The sequence below is a fragment of the Mycobacterium sp. genome (assembly GCF_035274705.1).
In the GTDB taxonomy this organism is placed as follows: domain Bacteria; phylum Actinomycetota; class Actinomycetes; order Mycobacteriales; family Mycobacteriaceae; genus Mycobacterium.
Genome location: NZ_DATENY010000056.1, coordinates 1 through 15,055 on the forward strand (window position 1 = coordinate 1; position 15,055 = coordinate 15,055).

Below are 15,055 nucleotides of genomic sequence, written 5' to 3' on the forward strand. Positions count from 1 at the left end.
ACCGTCATGGTCGACCAGCCTAGGCTCTGTCGAACGTTCCGTACCGCTCGAAATTTCGCCGAAATTTCGAGCGGTACGGAACGTTCGCGCGAGGACTGGACCGCTCAACCAACAGGTTGGTTTAGCCTGTTACGCTCGCCCTCATGTCTGAAGAAGCCTTCATCTACGAGGCCATCCGAACGCCTCGCGGTAAGCAACGCAACGGCTCGCTGAACGAGGTCAAGCCGCTGAACTTGGTCGTCGGCCTGGTCGACGACCTCCGTCGCCGCCACCCCGATCTGGACGAGACCCTGATCAGCGACATGATCCTGGGCGTTGTGTCGCCGGTCGGCGATCAGGGTGGCGACATCGCCCGTACCGCGGTGCTGGCCGCCGGCCTGCCTGAGACCACCGGTGGCGTGCAGCTCAACCGCTTCTGCGCCTCGGGCCTCGAGGCCGTCAACACGGCCGCACAGAAGGTGCGCTCCGGCTGGGATGACCTCGTGCTCGCCGGTGGCGTCGAGTCGATGAGCCGCGTTCCGATGGGTTCCGACGGCGGCGCGTGGGCGAGCGACCCTGAGACCAACTACCAGATCGGCTTCGTCCCGCAGGGCATCGGCGCCGACCTGATCGCCACCATCGAGGGCTTCGACCGTGAGGACGTCGACCGCTATGCGCTCCGGTCGCAGGAGAAGGCCGCTGCCGCGTGGTCGGGTGGCTACTTCGCCAAGTCGGTCGTTCCGGTGCGCGACCAGAACGGCCTGGTGATCCTTGACCACGACGAGCACATGCGTCCCGACAGCACGCTCGAAGGCCTGGGCAAGCTGAAGACCGCGTTCGACGGCATCGGCGAAATGGGCGGCTTCGACGACGTGGCGCTGCAGAAATACCACTACGTGGAGAAGATCAACCACGTCCACACCGGCGGCAACAGCTCCGGCATCGTCGACGGCGCCGCGCTGGTGCTCGTCGGCTCCGAGAAAGCAGGCGCGTCGCAGGGCCTGACCCCGCGGGCGCGCATCGTGGCCACCGCCACCAGCGGCGCCGATCCGGTCATCATGCTGACCGGCCCGACGCCGGCCACCCGCAAGGTGCTCGACCGCGCCGGGCTGACGGTCGACGACATCGACCTGTTCGAGCTGAACGAGGCGTTCGCCTCGGTGGTGCTGAAGTTCCAGAAGGACCTGAACATCCCCGACGAGAAGCTGAACGTCAACGGTGGCGCAATCGCGATGGGCCACCCGCTGGGCGCCACCGGCGCGATGATCACCGGAACCATGGTCGACGAGCTCGAGCGCCGCAACGCGCGTCGCGCGCTGATCACGCTGTGCATCGGCGGCGGCATGGGCGTAGCCACCATCATCGAGCGAGTCTGAGGAAAGAACATGGCAGAGAACACCATTGCTTGGGACAAGGATGCTGACGGCATCGTCACCCTCACGCTGGACGATCCCACCGGGTCGGCCAACGTGATGAACGAGCACTACAAGGAATCCATGCACAAGGCCGTCGAACGCCTTGTCGCCGAGAAGGATTCGATCACCGGCGTCGTCATCACCAGCGCCAAGAAGACCTTCTTCGCCGGCGGTGACCTCAAGGGCATGATCCACGTCGGCCCGGAAGACGCCGGCGAGATGTTCGGCACGGCCGAAGAGATGAAGAAGGACCTGCGCGCGCTGGAGACGCTGGGCAAGCCCGTCGTCGCCGCGATCAACGGTGCCGCACTCGGCGGCGGGTTGGAGATCGCGCTTGCGTGTCACCACCGCATCGCGGCGGATGTGAAGGGCGTCCAGCTCGGCCTGCCCGAGGTCACGCTGGGTCTGCTGCCGGGTGGCGGCGGGGTGGCCCGCACAGTGCGGATGTTCGGCATCCAGAAGGCCTTCATGGAGGTCCTGTCGCAGGGCACCCGGTTCAGGCCGGGCAAGGCCAAGGAAATCGGGCTCGTCGACGAGTTGGTCGGAAGCGTCGACGAACTCGTGCCGGCCGCCAAGGCGTGGATCAAGGCCAACCCAGAAGCGCACACCCAGCCGTGGGATGCCAAGGGCTACAAGATGCCCGGCGGTACCCCGGCCAGCCCGGCGCTGGCGGCCATCCTCCCGTCGTTCCCGGCGCTGCTGCGCAAGCAGCTCAAGGGTGCGCCGATGCCGGCGCCGCGGGCCATCCTGGACGCGGCCGTCGAGGGTGCGCAAGTCGACTTCGACACCGCTTCGCGTATCGAGAGCCGCTACTTCACGCAGCTGGTGACCGGTCAGGTCGCCAAGAACATGATCCAGGCGTTCTTCTTCGATCTGCAGACCATCACAGGTGGCGGTTCGCGGCCGGAGGGCATCGGTCAGACCCCGATCCGCAAGATCGGCGTGCTGGGCGCGGGCATGATGGGCGCCGGGATCGCCTACGTCTCGGCCAAGGCCGGATTCGACGTGGTGCTCAAAGACGTCAGCATCGAGGCCGCGGAGAAGGGCAAGGGCTACTCCGAGAAGCTGGAAGCCAAGGAGCTTCAGCGGGGCAAGACCACCCCGGAAAAATCCAGTGAAGTCCTCGCCCGGATCACGCCGACGGCCGACGCCGCCGACTTCGCGGGTGTGGACTTCGTGATCGAGGCGGTCTTCGAGAGCCAGGAACTCAAGCACAAGGTGTTCCAGGAGATCGAGGACATCGTCGAGCCCAACGCGCTGCTAGGGTCGAACACCTCCACGCTGCCGATCACTGGTCTGGCGACGGGCGTGAAGCGCCAAGAGGACTTCATCGGGATCCACTTCTTCTCGCCGGTCGACAAGATGCCGCTGGTGGAAATCATCAAGGGCGAGAAGACTTCTGACGAGGCGCTGGCCCGGGTGTTCGACTACACGTTGGCCATCGGCAAGACCCCGATCGTCGTCAACGACAGCCGCGGCTTCTTCACGTCGCGCGTGATCGGAACCTTCGTCAACGAGGCGCTCGCGATGCTCGGCGAGGGTGTGGAGCCGGCCAGCATCGAGCATGCCGGTGGCCAGGCCGGGTATCCGGCGCCGCCGCTGCAGCTGTCCGACGAGCTCAACCTCGAGCTGATGCACAAGATCGCCGTCGCCACCCGTAAGGGCGCCGAGGACGCGGGCGGCACATATGAGCCGCACCCGGCGGAGGCGGTCGTCGAGAAGATGATCGAGATCGGCCGGCCGTCGCGGCTCAAGGGCGCGGGCTTCTACGAGTACGTCGACGGTAAGCGCACGCAGCTGTGGCCGGGCCTGCGCGAGACGTTCAAGTCGGGTTCCTCGCAGCCGCCGCTTCAGGACATGATCGACCGGATGCTGTTCGCCGAGGCGCTCGAGACGCAGAAGTGCCTCGACGAGAGTGTGCTCACGTCGACCGCCGACGCGAACATCGGCTCGATCATGGGCATCGGCTTCCCGCCGTGGACCGGTGGCTCGGCGCAGTACATCGTTGGCTACCAGGGGCCGGCAGGCACCGGCAAGGAAGCGTTTGTGGCCCGGGCCCGCGAGTTGGCCGCCAAGTACGGCGACCGCTTCACGCCGCCGGATTCACTCACTAGCTAGCAGTAGCGCGAGGCCCCCGGGACAACGTCGTCTCGGGGGTTTTTTGCTATGCGACCAGTGCTTCGTTCTGCAGCGGAAGGGGATTCGCCTCCGGATTGCTGGCCAGGGCGTCCAGGACGACCGACCAGACCTGTGGACTCAGGACCACGCCGAGGTGCCCGACCGGAAGTCCCGGATACAGATCCTGAATGACGATGTTGGTGACTCCTGCGCCGTCGAGCGCCTGCTGGGTGTACGGGGTGACGACCTCGTCGTTCATCGAGGCGATCGTGGTGTACAGGACACCGGGCCGGGTGTCGCCGTTGCCGTACACCTCCTGCTGAAAAGCGGAACCCACCGTCTGCTGTTCCAAGGCCGGCCCAAACGCATTCGCGAATGCGATGATCAGCGGCCCAAGGATCGGGAGCTTTTGCAGGCCGATGAGGCCGTCGGCATCGGTGCCGTGATTACTCGGAGCGATGCCGATCAGCTGTGACACCTTGTCGGCTCCGCCCAGATTGTTGATGTAGTACACCGGCAGGATTCCGCCGCCCTGCGAATGGCCGATGAGTATGACCTTGGGGGCACCCGTTTCGGCGAGGACCCTGTCGACTTCGGCGGCGAGCTCGAGGCCGGACTGCCTGATGTCGTCGGTGGCCTGGATCGGATAGTTGGGATCCTGGCTGATATTGCCGTAGTTGAACGTGTAGACCTTGTATCCCGCATTGGCGAGGACCGGAGCTCCGACACCCCAGTTCTCTCCCTGAGTGGCCACCGTTCCGTTGATCAGGATGATCGGCAGGGGATGCGCGGCGGTCACCGTGATCGACGGGTCGTTCGCGCCGGGCGGTGGCTGTTGCGGATTGAAGAAAGTCAGCCCGTTGATTATCCCGTAGTTGACGGGGAACGGTCCGGTGCCAGCGGAATTGAGCTGTGCACCGATCAGCGTCCTACTAACGGCCGCAGCCGAATTCGCCACCGCGGTGGCCAGTGCATACGGCACACCGAAAAAGCTGTGCGGACCGAAGGCCGCAGCGACAGTGTCGGCCACGGTATACACCGCCGACGCCGCTACTATGCCCACGTCGGACACGAGCCCGACCACTTGTGTTACCTGCGGACCGCTGAACGTGGGGGTTTGACTGCTCGACGCCGAGGGGCCGGACGGCGCGATGTTCGCGACCGCCGCCAGTGGACTGGCGGCCTGCGTCGGATGTTGTTGGGTGGGCGAGACGGCGCTTCGTTGAGTCGGCGCGCCGATCGCAGAGGGCGGCGGATCGGCCGCGATGGATTTCGCCGGCTTCACCGATGCGTTGGTGACGTCGGGTCGGCGTGAAGTGTGCCGCAGACGCGGCTCCGACTGGACACCGACCTCGCTGTCGCTAGCCGTCTCCTCAGCGGTTGCCGGGTTCTCGGGCGGCGACGATTCGGAGGTGGTGTCAGCCGTCGTGTGGGGGCGTGGCTTGCGAACGGGACGGGGGCTCGGCGCGTCGGCCTGCGCGGACTGTTTCGGTGGGTCGGCCGACGCAGCCTTCGGCGGGCCTGCCGAGCTCTCCGAACTCGAATCGGCACTCGACGGCGACGGGTCGTCGGCGTGGGCGATACCACTGGCCAACCCGACCGTCACCCAGGCTGACAGCAGGAACGCGGCGACGATCAATCGCAACCACCATTGAAAGGTCGATCTGCCGGTATTCAGCAGCAACATGGACAACTGCACACCTCTCGCCCGGTAGCCATGAATGTATCCAGCTATCGGCCGGGGCGGTTCAAAATCGCAGCAGGTCTGTGGATTGCCGCGCGCCACGACCTCACGTGCAACCTCGACCATGGCAGCGGCGTTGACGTGACGGGCTTGCGTATCGTCTAACCGTGCCCGAAAGCTTTACCGAAACCTTCACGGCAGGATTGGCAGGCTACGGCGAGCAGCCGTGCATCGAGTTCGAGGGCGATTGGTACTCAGGCGACGACATCACCGCGTACGCCGATGCCATTGCCGCGAGGCTGCGCGACGCCGGTGTCCCCGACGGCGCACCCGTCGGTCTGGTGGTCCGCAACCGGCTGCCGCACGCCGCAGCGATCATCGGCTTCCTTGCCGCCGGCCGGCCGGTCTCGATGATCTACTCGTTTCAGTCCCCGGACTCGATCGGCCGCGACATCGAGACGCTGGCGTTGTCGGCCATCGTCGCCGACCGCGAGGACTGGACGGACACGGTCATCACGGCCGCCAAGCGGGCCGGCAGTGCGGGCGTGGCGATCTCGATGGAGTCACCTCGTGTCAGCACCGTCGACGAGCTCGAGCGTCGCGATGACACGCGACAGCATGCCGAGGCCGAACCTGATGTCGCACTTGCCATTCTGACCAGCGGCACAACCGGGCCGCCTAAACGACAAGCGATCAAGACGGCGGTGCTGGAGCGCACCGTCTTCAGTGTGACCAGCGGAGAGAAGGCCGCACCGGACGCCCCGCCTGAGCTCGCGTACTGGCAGTTCGGCGGCATCGGGGTGTGCCAGCTGGTCGCCGGTGTCCACAACGGCAGGCGGATCGTGATCCTGGAGAGGTTCACCATCGACGGGTACGTGAACGTCGTGAAGAGGCACCGCATCACCCGTTCCGGTGTGCAACCCGCGGTCATCCGGATGCTGCTGGACGCCGACGTCGCCAAGGAAGACCTGGCCTCACTCGATTTTCTGATCAGCGCGTCCGGCCCGCTGGACCCCGAAACCCGCGACGAGTTCGAGGCACGTTACGGCATCCCGGTTATGTTGGCTTACGGCGCAACGGAATTCGCTGGATCGTTGTGCGCCTGGACCGCCGACATGCAACGGGACTTCGGCACATCGAAACGCAACAGCGTCGGCAGGGCACTGCCGGACACGCACCTGCGGATCGTCGACCCCGACACCGGCGCAGAAGTGCCCATCGGTGAGAAGGGGTTGTTGGAGGCCAAGGTGGCGCCCATCGGTCCGGACTGGATCCGCACCACCGACATCGCCTCGATCGACACCGACGGGTTCGTCACGTTGCACGGCAGAGCCGACGGTGCCATCAACCGCGGCGGCTTCAAGATCCTACCGGAAACGGTTCGGCGCGTGCTGATCTCACATCCCGCCGTGCGCGACGCATGCGTCGTCGGGGTGCCCGACAAGCGGCTCGGACAGGTCCCTTTCGCAGCGATCGAAGTGACGCCGGGGACGACGCCGCCGTCCGAGGGCGAACTCAAAGACCTTGTGCGCCAGTCGTTGCCGGTCTACAACGTGCCGGTTGCCTTCGCCGTCGTCGACGAACTTCCACGTAACCCGGCGCTGAAGGTCAGCCTGCCCGACGTTGCCGCGCTCTACGATGCACGCGCGAACAGGTAGTAGTGGGCGTCGAACCTATCGTTCATGGACAGCCCCGGCTCGCGTTCGGCGGAGAGCAGCTCCCAGCCGTGGCTGAACCGCTGTTCGACGTCGGCCGGGGCGATTCCGCGCACGGGGAACGATCCCGGAGGGAACGCGACGATCAACAGCCGCGCTCCCGGCGCCGCGACCGCGGTTACCTCGCGCACATAGGCGTCGCGATCCTCGTCGCTCATGCCGTGCAGGCAGCCGTTGTCGACGATCAGCGCGAAATCCTTGCCCACACCTTCTGAGCGCAGCCGTGTTGCGTCGGCATGGACGAAGTCGACCGCAGCCTGCTTCGCTGCCGCCTTCGCGCGCGCCTTGTCCAGTGCCTTCGGCACGAAGTCCACGCCGGTGACCTGCCAGCCCTGCTGCGCGAGGTAGATCGACGAATCGCCCGTGCCGCAGCCGATGTCCAGTGCGGTGCCCGTGGGCAGAGCGTCATCGCCCTCGACCAGATTCCGCAAGCTGGTAGCCAGCGGGTGTTCATCCCACGGCGTGAACCCGAGCCGGTACATGAGCTTGAACAGCAGGTGCTTCGACGACATCGCCCTAGATGGCTCCGAGGTCGGCCGAGATCCAATGCTGAGGCTTCATATAGATGGCAATATGGTCGACCAACTGGCTGCGGGCATATTCGAGGTAGCCGTCGACCTTCTCGGGTGCGAGGTAGCGCTTGGTCATCTCGACGAATTGCTCGTCGGTGCCGGGCTCGATGCGGCTGACCGGCCCGTCGACAGCGACGTAGCGGACCGTCGGCTCGAGACGCTCGGCCATCAGCGTGAATTCTCCCTGCGTCTCGATCAGGCGGTGTTTGCGCGAGCCGTTACCGGTCAGCACCCACGGCTCGCCGCCGGGTGTGTAGTGGTACCAGATCGGTACCGTCAGCGGTCCGCGCTTGTCGCCGGCGCTCACGGATAAGGCCGCGATGTGCGGCTCGGCAAGAAACTGTTCGCGTTCATCTTTGGAAAGGGCCATGCTGTCCAGGCTAGTCGCGGTCTACGACATCGCGATGAAGCGTCTGAGCTTGCCGCTTGCGTGATGCCGCGGGATGCGGTCGACCACCCGAATGTCGACAGCTGGATTCGCCAAGCCGTAGGGGCGCAGTGCGTCCGCCACCGCCCTCGTCAGGCTGTCGAGGTCGGGACTACCGACCGTGAGAATGTCGGCGCCGTCGACCGTCTGCGTGACCTGATACTCGGAGACGTTCGGATCGGTGCCGAGCACGTGACGGAAAGCAATGGCAGGCATCGTAATTAGGCCGTAGCGGAAATCGTCGTCACGTCGGCCGCCGATATCGGCCAGCCGCGCGAATGCGCTGCCGCACTCGCACGGGGCGGGGAGCCAGTCGACCTGGTCGCCGAGGTCGTAGCGGATGAACGGAAATGTGCGGTTGGCCAATCCGGTCGCGAGCGTTCGTGCCGAGGGTTCGTCGGGACCGACGGGCACACCGTCCTCGTCGACGCGTTCGAGCACCACCTCGTCCTCACAGATGTGCAGTCCCTCGCCAACGCCGCACCCGACCGCCTGCACTCCGATCTCGGTGGATCCCCACAGGTTGTGGACCGGGACGTGCCATGCATCCGCGATGGCCTGCCGGTCTTCGTCGAGCAGCGGCTCGGAGTTGGTGCTCACCCGCACAGGGCGGCACCGCAGCTCTCCGGTGAGTGCGGCGCGAGCGAGTCGTCCGATCACGGATGGGTAGCCCACGAGATGAGTGGGCCGCGCGGCCGCCACCGCGGCGAGCACCTCGTCGAACGGCGCGCCCGCCGCTATGACTACGGTCTCCATTCCGGCGAAGGTGGGCACATCGAACAGCGGCGTGCTGGCGTGCGGCGGCACACCGGCTTCGAGGACGGCAAGACGCGTCGGCGTCGGCAGCTTTTGTCGCTCCACGCGTGCCTGTGTGCGCCATGCCAAGCACGCGGCTGATACGAAGAACTGCCAATCCCATACATACACCCCGCGGACGCCACTGGATCCGCCGGAACTGAACACCTGATAGTCGGTCGGTGTGTACGAAAACCACTGCTGCTCAGAAAGAATGGCTTCGGCCGTGGCACGGGTGAAGTCGCGGTCGGTGATGATCGAGTCCCACTGCGCCTGTGCCTGAGCCTTCGTCATCATCGGCAACGACGCAAGGTCCGCCGCTGATGCCCGCGATGGATCCAAGTCGCGCAGTCGCCGGGCATGAAACGGCGAACGCTCTTTGGCGTAGCCGAGGAGCATCCGCAGTCGTTGATCCCGATGGCGCTCAATCTGTTCGCGTGACCAGTCCAGACGTGCGATGTGATCGTCCATCGCCGCCTGGACCGCATGAAGGTGCGCCGCGCGCACGCGTTCGTAGGCCATAACGTCCCGACCACCATATTTCTGGTGGACACTGCGTATTACCCAATCGTCAATTTCGGGGTGGCGAGCATGACCGACCTGTGCCATTTGCCGGCGTTCGAGCTGGTCCGTCTGATGTCCAGCAGGGCCGTGTCGTGCAGGGAGGTCATCGAGGCGCACCTCGCGCGCATCGACGCCGTCAACCCGGCGCTCAACGCACTCGTAGAAGCGACTGACCCGGAAACCTGTATCAAGGCGGCGGACGATGCGGACGGCCGCGCGGCGGGCGGTGATCCACTCGGCAGGGCGCACGGACTGCCGATCGTCGTCAAGGACGTCATGACCGTGGCCGGGCTGGCCTGTTCCGGCGGCAGTCAGGTGCTTCGCGCGGTCGCCGACGACGACGCGACGGCCGTGGCGCGGCTGCGCGCCGAAGGGGCCATAGTGCTCGGGTTGACGAATGTGCCCGAGATGGGCCGAGGGGGCGAATCCAACAACAACCTCTACGGCCGCACCAACAATCCGTACGACCTGTCGAGGACTCCCGGTGGCAGCAGCGGAGGCTCGGCCGCTTTGGTGGCCGCCGGCGGCGCCGCCCTCAGCGTCGGATCCGACGGAGGAGGCAGCATCCGTCAGCCGTGCCACAACACCGGCATCGCCGGACTCAAGCCCACTCATGGCCGAATCCCCAGGACGGGAAGTGTTTTCGGCGATGCGCTGGGTGTGTTCGGCCCGTTCAACTGCTACGGCCCCATGGCCCGCTCGGTTCAGGATCTGTTTCTGGGGCTGTCCATCATGAACGGCCCAGATCTGTGGGATCCGTACGCGGTGCCCGTCCCACTGGGCCCGGCGCATGAGGTGGACCTGGCGTCGTTGCGGGTCGCCACGTATCTCGACGACGGCATTTCGCCGCCCAATGATGACGTCACGGCGGTTGTCGAGGCCGCAGTCCGCTCGATGGCAGAAGTGGCCCACGTCGAGCGCGCCACCCCGGCGTGCGTCGGCCGGACCATGGAATTGCTATGGGAATCGGTCTTTTTGGGCGGAGATCGGGGTCGTGGGTTCGAAGACGATCTGCAGGCGATGGGCGCGACTGATCCGTCCGAAGAACTTGCCGAGTTCCTCAGGCAGGCACGAGAGGTGAACTTCTCCCTGACGGAGGCGAGGAGCCGATTCGTGGCAATCGACGAGTACCGCATCCAGATGCTGACCTTCATGGCCGACTACGACGTGATCGTCTGCCCTGCAATGCCGACCGCAGCCAAACCGCACCACCACGGCTTGGTGGAGATCAACGACTTCTCGCACATGATGGTGCACAACCTGACCGGGTGGCCGGCGGCCGTCGTGCGCTGCGGCACCTCGAACGAGGACTTGCCCATCGGTGTGCAGATTGTCGCGCGACCGTGGCAGGACGCGACGGCGCTCGCGGTCGCGGGGCATCTGGAAAAGGTCTGCGGCGGCTGGCAACCCCCACCGATGGTGGTGGCCTGACCATCTCGCCGTTGCAGGCTCCGCGGCGTGATCGCCTGTTGTGCGTCGTGAAGATCAGGTAACCAACAGCGTGGGCGCCTAAAGTCGACAGTCATGCGCTTTGGACTGTTCATTCCGCAAGGCTGGCGGCTCGATCTCGTCGACATTCCCACCGAGAAGCAATGGTCGGTGATGAGTGACCTCGCCAACTACGTTGACGACGGTGCGTGGGATTCGCTGTGGGTCTACGACCACTTCCACACCGTTCCGGTCCCAACTGGCGAGGCCACGCACGAGGCGTGGTCGTTGATGTCGGCCTATGCGGCGACGACGTCGCGGATCAAGCTCGGCCAGATGTGCACGGCGATGAGTTACCGCAACCCGGTCTATCTGGCCAAGGTCTCTGCGACCGCGGACATCATCTCCGGCGGCCGCATCCAGATGGGCATCGGCGGCGGCTGGTACGAGCACGAGTGGCGCGCGTACGGCTACGGATTCCCCTCGGCTGGTGTGCGGCTCGGTCGACTCGACGAGGGCGTGCAGATCATGCGTGACGCCTGGCGGGACGGAAAGGTGAGCTTCGACGGCAAGCACTATCAGGTCGACGGAGCGATCGTCGAGCCAAAACCGTTGCAGGATGGTGGTATTCCACTGTGGATCGCCGGCGGCGGGGAGAAAGTGACGCTGCGGATTGCCGCGAAGTACGCGCAGTACACCAATTTCACGTCGGAGCCGGAGGGGTTCGCGCACAAGTCGCAGGTGCTGGCGGGCCACTGTCGCGACGTCGGTACGGACTACGACGCCATCGTGCGGTCGGCGAACTTCAACGCCGTGATCGGCGAATCGGAGGCGGACGTCAAGCAGCGAGTCGCGGCGCTGCGGGCGCGGCAGGTCACCAAGGCGAACGAGGCCGCCGTCGACGGGATGCTATCGATGGTCACCGCCCCTGACGCCGCCAGCGGAACCCCGGATCAGGTCGTCGAGAAGCTGCAGCGGATGCGCGACCTCGGCTGCGAGTACGCCATCCTCTACTTCCCCGATGCCGCATACGACCGGACCAGTATCGAGCTGTTCGAGCAAAAGGTCATGCCCGCGCTGAGCTAGGCTCCGCGCGACGCCTGGTACTGCAGGATGCGCCAGCCATCGACGCCGTCCGTGACGACCACGCCGATGTTCACGCTCACCGTGGGCCGGTCGGCGAACGCGAAGTCGGCGCTGACGTAGCCGATAACCAATCCCTCTGTGGACCTGTGGGTTTCGAGGATCCGATAGGTCGCAGTCATGCCGCGTGGTTGGTTGGCGTAGTAGTCGATCACGCCTTGGCGCCCAACGGCCGCCGCCAGCCCGGCCGCGCCGCGGCCGACATCGATCCAGTGCGCGTGCATGGCTCAAGGGTGTGTGAGCGGCGCACATGCCACGACCGGTTTGCTCTCAGCTGGGAGGCGGAACCTCACAAGGGGGCACCGCGGAAAGTGAATGAACGGTAACCGGGAGCGTACGAAACTTTACCGGCCGGTGAACCGGCGGAGTCGCCGACGTTTCAAAAGTCGGAGAGGATCTGTGCGTGTTATCGATTTCGCGCGATGTAGGCGTCGCAGCGCCGGATCCGACCTGGGTGCCGCGGCCGCGTATCGTCCCGCCTGTTTCCAAACGCTCCGAGGCCTGGGCGCGTCCGGCCCATCCCGCCGACGTGGCGCAGGCGAGGATGTTCGACACACTCCTACTAGGCGAAATCGCAGAGCTAGAGGAGTTGGTCGCCTCGATGGAGGAGCGTTGGCTGCGGCGGTGTGAGCGCGGCATCGATGACGACAATCGGCCCCCGGAGAACCTGGTGCGGATGCGGGGGCGTGTCGCGGAGGCGCAGAAGCTCCTCGACGCATTACGAGACCGGTTCCCATCGGAGTGAGTGAACATCGGCTGTAGACGGAGTTCCGCTCACTGAGATTCAAATCGTCGGCATTCCACGCTACGGTCTTGCCGGTGCTGCCGAGGGACGACAATGGTTGTGTTGGTCATGTCTCGAACGCAACGGGCCTGACGGTGAGACGATTCGTAGCCGATCCGTTCGTCGCCATGTCTGATCGTCTGGAAGGGGACCGCGATGGAAAAGATTTCGCTCACCGCGCTAGCTCGCCACCAGTTGGAAACCGCCCGCGCGGCGAGCAGTGGCCGCAGTTCGCACACTGTCTACGGCGGCCACGAGCACTCGTTGCGTCAGACTCTGATGGCGTTGACCGCCGGCAGCAGCCTTGACGACCACGAGAGCCCAGGCGAGGCGACCCTTGAAGTGCTCCAAGGCAAGGTGCGGGTGACCAACTCCACCTCCGGCTGGGACGGTTCGCCCGGCGACCTCATCGTATTGCCGCGTGAACGGCACGGCCTGCGCGCCATAGAGGATTCAGTGGTACTGCTGACGGTGTCGAAACCCATTGGGCCGCATACATAACCGATCAGCCGCCAATGCCGCCTAGTGGCTCAGCACGTTGATGACGTTGCCGTCCCGGTCCCTGAAGAAGAACCGCCGAACACCCCACTGCTCGTCGCCAAGGGGATGCACGATCTCAAGCCCCGCGTCCACCGCGACCCGATAGGCTCCATCGACGTCGTCGACCTCGATGGACACATTCGGATTGACCGGCGCCGTCGCGTCCATCGTCATCAGGCTCACTTGGTGGCGAAGCTCGTAGTCGGCCAACGTGGCGATCCAGCCGAGGTTCATCACCTCGCGCAGCCCGAGAATCCGCACATACGCCTCACGCGCCGCGTCGAGGTCGGAGACGGTAAGGATCGGCATTACCCGACGGACGGTCATATCGCCGGGCCCAGCAGGTCGTCGGCGTCCTTGATCACGTAGCCGTAGCCCTGTTCTGCGAGGAACCGTTGCCGGTGTGCGGCGTATTCGGCGTCCAGGCTGTCGCGGGATACCACTGAATAGAAGATCGCGCCTCCGCCGTCGGCCTTGGGCCGCAGCAGCCGGCCCAGCCGTTGCGCCTCCTCCTGGCGCGACCCGAACGTGCCCGAAACCTGCACCGCCACATTGGCTTCCGGCAGATCGATAGAGAAGTTCGCGACCTTCGATACCACCAGCGTGGACAGTTCGCCGCGGCGGAACGCGTCGAACAGCGCCTCGCGTTCGGCCGTCTTCGTCGAACCCTGAATCACCGGGGCGTTCAGCTCCTGGCCCAGCTCGTCGAGCTGGTCGAGGTATGCGCCGATCACCAACGTCTGGTCGTCGGGATGACGCTCGAGGATCGACTTCACCACCGCGATCTTGCTGTGCACCGTCGAGCACAGTTTGTAGCGCTCGTCGGGTTCGGCGACGGCGTAGAGCATCCGCTCGTTGTCGGTCATCGTCACGCGAACCTCGATGCATTCGGCCGGCGCGATCCAGCCTTGTGCCTCGATGTCCTTCCACGGTGCGTCGTAGCGCTTCGGTCCGATCAGCGAGAACACGTCGCCCTCGCGGCCGTCCTCGCGGATCAGTGTGGCCGTCAGCCCCAGCCGCCTGCGTGACTGCAGATCCGCGGTCATCCGGAACACCGGTGCGGGCAGCAGATGGACCTCGTCGTAGATGATCAGGCCCCAGTCGCGGCTGTCGAACAGTTCGAGGTGGCGGTATTCGCCCTTGGTCCGGCGGGTGATCACCTGATACGTGGCGATCGTGACCGGCCGGATCTCCTTCTTCTCACCGGAATACTCGCCGATCTCCTCTTCCGTCAGCGACGTGCGGTTGATCAGCTCGCGCTTCCACTGCCTGCCGGCCACGGTGTTGGTGACCAGGATCAGCGTTGTCGCGCCGGCCTTGGCCATCGCCGCCGCGCCGACCAGCGTCTTGCCTGCGCCGCACGGCAACACCACTACGCCGGAGCCACCTTCCCAGAACGACTCCGCGGCCATCTCCTGGTAGTCGCGCAAGTGCCAATTCTCTTGATCAAGGCTGATCGGATGCTTTTCGCCGTCGACGTAACCTGCTAAATCCTCTGCGGGCCAACCGATTTTGAGCAGCATCTGCTTGACACGGCCGCGTTCGCTGTTGTGCACGATGACGGTGTCGTCGTCGATGCGCGCGCCGAGCATCGGGGCGATCTTCTTGTTGCGCAGCACCTCCTCCAGCACGGCGCGGTCGAGGCTGACCAACGTCAGGCCGTGTACGGGGCTCTTGACCAACTGCAGCCGCCCATAGCGGGCCATCGTGTCGACGATGTCGACGAGCAGCGGCTGCGGCACCGCGTAACGGGAGAAGCTCACCAGCGCATCGACGACCTGCTCGGCGTCGTGCCCCGCGGCTCGGGCGTTCCACAGCGCGAGCGGCGTCACCCGGTAGGTGTGCACGTGCTCCGGGGAGCGCTCCAGCTCGGCGAACGGCGCGATCGCCG

The 15,055-nt window shown here is 65.4% G+C and carries 15 protein-coding genes; 8 read left to right on the forward strand and 7 right to left on the reverse strand.

The window, feature by feature from the left end:
- The first annotated feature begins 143 nt into the window (after positions 1 to 143).
- Together VJV41_RS12900 and VJV41_RS12905 are read left to right on the forward strand one after the other, a co-directional pair.
- Entirely contained in the window at positions 144 to 1,355 is a 1,212-nt protein-coding gene (locus VJV41_RS12900; protein ID WP_325334253.1) for an acetyl-CoA C-acetyltransferase, read from the forward strand.
- Positions 1,356 to 1,364: 9 nt separating this feature from the next.
- Positions 1,365 to 3,512 carry a 3-hydroxyacyl-CoA dehydrogenase NAD-binding domain-containing protein gene (locus tag VJV41_RS12905; protein ID WP_325334255.1) on the forward strand — a complete coding sequence of 716 codons (2,148 nt, stop codon included), beginning with the start codon at positions 1,365 to 1,367 and terminating at the stop codon, positions 3,510 to 3,512.
- Between the two features lie 46 nt (positions 3,513 to 3,558).
- On the opposite strand, the gene VJV41_RS12910 is transcribed toward VJV41_RS12905, so the two are convergent.
- Entirely contained in the window at positions 3,559 to 4,797 is a 1,239-nt protein-coding gene (locus tag VJV41_RS12910; protein ID WP_325334257.1) for an esterase/lipase family protein, read from the reverse strand.
- On the opposite strand from VJV41_RS12910, the gene VJV41_RS12915 reads away from it, so the two are divergent.
- A complete protein-coding gene (locus tag VJV41_RS12915; protein WP_325334259.1) occupies positions 4,778 to 5,167 on the forward strand; it encodes a hypothetical protein in 390 nt (129 codons plus the stop codon). The two genes, VJV41_RS12910 and VJV41_RS12915, sit on opposite strands and share 20 nt — an antisense overlap.
- A 196-nt stretch (positions 5,168 to 5,363) precedes the next feature.
- Positions 5,364 to 6,854 carry a class I adenylate-forming enzyme family protein gene (locus VJV41_RS12920; RefSeq protein WP_325334261.1) on the forward strand — a complete coding sequence of 497 codons (1,491 nt, stop codon included), beginning with the start codon at positions 5,364 to 5,366 and terminating at the stop codon, positions 6,852 to 6,854.
- Here the strand turns inward: VJV41_RS12920 and VJV41_RS12925 are convergent.
- From VJV41_RS12925 to VJV41_RS12935, 3 genes are read right to left on the reverse strand one after another with little or no spacing between them, the layout of a single operon-like run.
- Entirely contained in the window at positions 6,830 to 7,423 is a 594-nt protein-coding gene (locus VJV41_RS12925; RefSeq protein ID WP_325334263.1) for a class I SAM-dependent methyltransferase, read from the reverse strand. The genes VJV41_RS12920 and VJV41_RS12925 overlap by 25 nt on opposite strands.
- 4 nt (positions 7,424 to 7,427) lie before the next feature.
- Complete coding sequence (locus VJV41_RS12930) at positions 7,428 to 7,853, reverse strand: pyridoxamine 5'-phosphate oxidase family protein (RefSeq protein WP_325334265.1); 426 nt, start codon at positions 7,851 to 7,853, stop codon at positions 7,428 to 7,430.
- 21 nt (positions 7,854 to 7,874) lie between these two features.
- Positions 7,875 to 9,227: a phenylacetate--CoA ligase family protein gene (locus VJV41_RS12935; RefSeq protein ID WP_325334267.1), complete on the reverse strand. Its 1,353-nt coding sequence runs from the start codon at positions 9,225 to 9,227 to the stop codon at positions 7,875 to 7,877.
- Positions 9,228 to 9,296: 69 nt separating this feature from the next.
- Between VJV41_RS12935 and VJV41_RS12940 the strand changes: the two genes are divergently transcribed.
- Together VJV41_RS12940 and VJV41_RS12945 are read left to right on the forward strand one after the other, a co-directional pair.
- The gene (locus VJV41_RS12940) at positions 9,297 to 10,700 is read left to right on the forward strand and encodes an amidase (protein ID WP_325334281.1); all 1,404 of its coding nucleotides are present in this window, start codon (positions 9,297 to 9,299) and stop codon (positions 10,698 to 10,700) included.
- Between the two features lie 93 nt (positions 10,701 to 10,793).
- Entirely contained in the window at positions 10,794 to 11,783 is a 990-nt protein-coding gene (locus VJV41_RS12945) for an LLM class F420-dependent oxidoreductase (RefSeq protein ID WP_325334269.1), read from the forward strand.
- On the opposite strand, the gene VJV41_RS12950 is transcribed toward VJV41_RS12945, so the two are convergent.
- Entirely contained in the window at positions 11,780 to 12,064 is a 285-nt protein-coding gene (locus VJV41_RS12950) for a hypothetical protein (protein ID WP_325334271.1), read from the reverse strand. The genes VJV41_RS12945 and VJV41_RS12950 overlap by 4 nt on opposite strands.
- Positions 12,065 to 12,243: 179 nt before the next feature.
- Here VJV41_RS12950 and VJV41_RS12955 point away from each other — a divergent pair, with 179 nt between their 5' ends.
- Positions 12,244 to 12,585, forward strand: a complete 342-nt coding sequence (locus VJV41_RS12955; protein WP_325334273.1) for a hypothetical protein — start codon at positions 12,244 to 12,246, stop codon at positions 12,583 to 12,585.
- A 195-nt stretch (positions 12,586 to 12,780) separates the two neighbouring features.
- Complete coding sequence (locus VJV41_RS12960; RefSeq protein ID WP_325334275.1) at positions 12,781 to 13,125, forward strand: cupin domain-containing protein; 345 nt, start codon at positions 12,781 to 12,783, stop codon at positions 13,123 to 13,125.
- 21 nt (positions 13,126 to 13,146) lie between these two features.
- Here VJV41_RS12960 and VJV41_RS12965 read toward each other — a convergent pair whose 3' ends face one another.
- A complete protein-coding gene (locus tag VJV41_RS12965; protein ID WP_325334277.1) occupies positions 13,147 to 13,491 on the reverse strand; it encodes a VOC family protein in 345 nt (114 codons plus the stop codon).
- On the reverse strand, positions 13,488 to 15,055 hold a 1,568-nt coding region (locus VJV41_RS12970; protein ID WP_325334279.1), incomplete at its 5' end, for a DNA repair helicase XPB. The genes VJV41_RS12965 and VJV41_RS12970, both read right to left, overlap by 4 nt.

Coding starts and splice junctions, on each gene's coding strand:
- VJV41_RS12915 (WP_325334259.1), top strand. CDS start 4,778: ATGGATTTCGCCGGCTTCACCGATGCGTTGGTGACGTCGGGTCGGCGT.
- VJV41_RS12950 (WP_325334271.1), bottom strand. CDS start 12,064: ATGCACGCGCACTGGATCGATGTCGGCCGCGGCGCGGCCGGGCTGGCG.
- VJV41_RS12945 (WP_325334269.1), top strand. CDS start 10,794: ATGCGCTTTGGACTGTTCATTCCGCAAGGCTGGCGGCTCGATCTCGTC.
- VJV41_RS12935 (WP_325334267.1), bottom strand. CDS start 9,227: ATGGCCTACGAACGCGTGCGCGCGGCGCACCTTCATGCGGTCCAGGCG.
- VJV41_RS12930 (WP_325334265.1), bottom strand. CDS start 7,853: ATGGCCCTTTCCAAAGATGAACGCGAACAGTTTCTTGCCGAGCCGCAC.
- VJV41_RS12925 (WP_325334263.1), bottom strand. CDS start 7,423: ATGTCGTCGAAGCACCTGCTGTTCAAGCTCATGTACCGGCTCGGGTTC.
- VJV41_RS12965 (WP_325334277.1), bottom strand. CDS start 13,491: ATGACCGTCCGTCGGGTAATGCCGATCCTTACCGTCTCCGACCTCGAC.
- VJV41_RS12940 (WP_325334281.1), top strand. CDS start 9,297: ATGACCGACCTGTGCCATTTGCCGGCGTTCGAGCTGGTCCGTCTGATG.
- VJV41_RS12960 (WP_325334275.1), top strand. CDS start 12,781: ATGGAAAAGATTTCGCTCACCGCGCTAGCTCGCCACCAGTTGGAAACC.
- VJV41_RS12900 (WP_325334253.1), top strand. CDS start 144: ATGTCTGAAGAAGCCTTCATCTACGAGGCCATCCGAACGCCTCGCGGT.
- VJV41_RS12905 (WP_325334255.1), top strand. CDS start 1,365: ATGGCAGAGAACACCATTGCTTGGGACAAGGATGCTGACGGCATCGTC.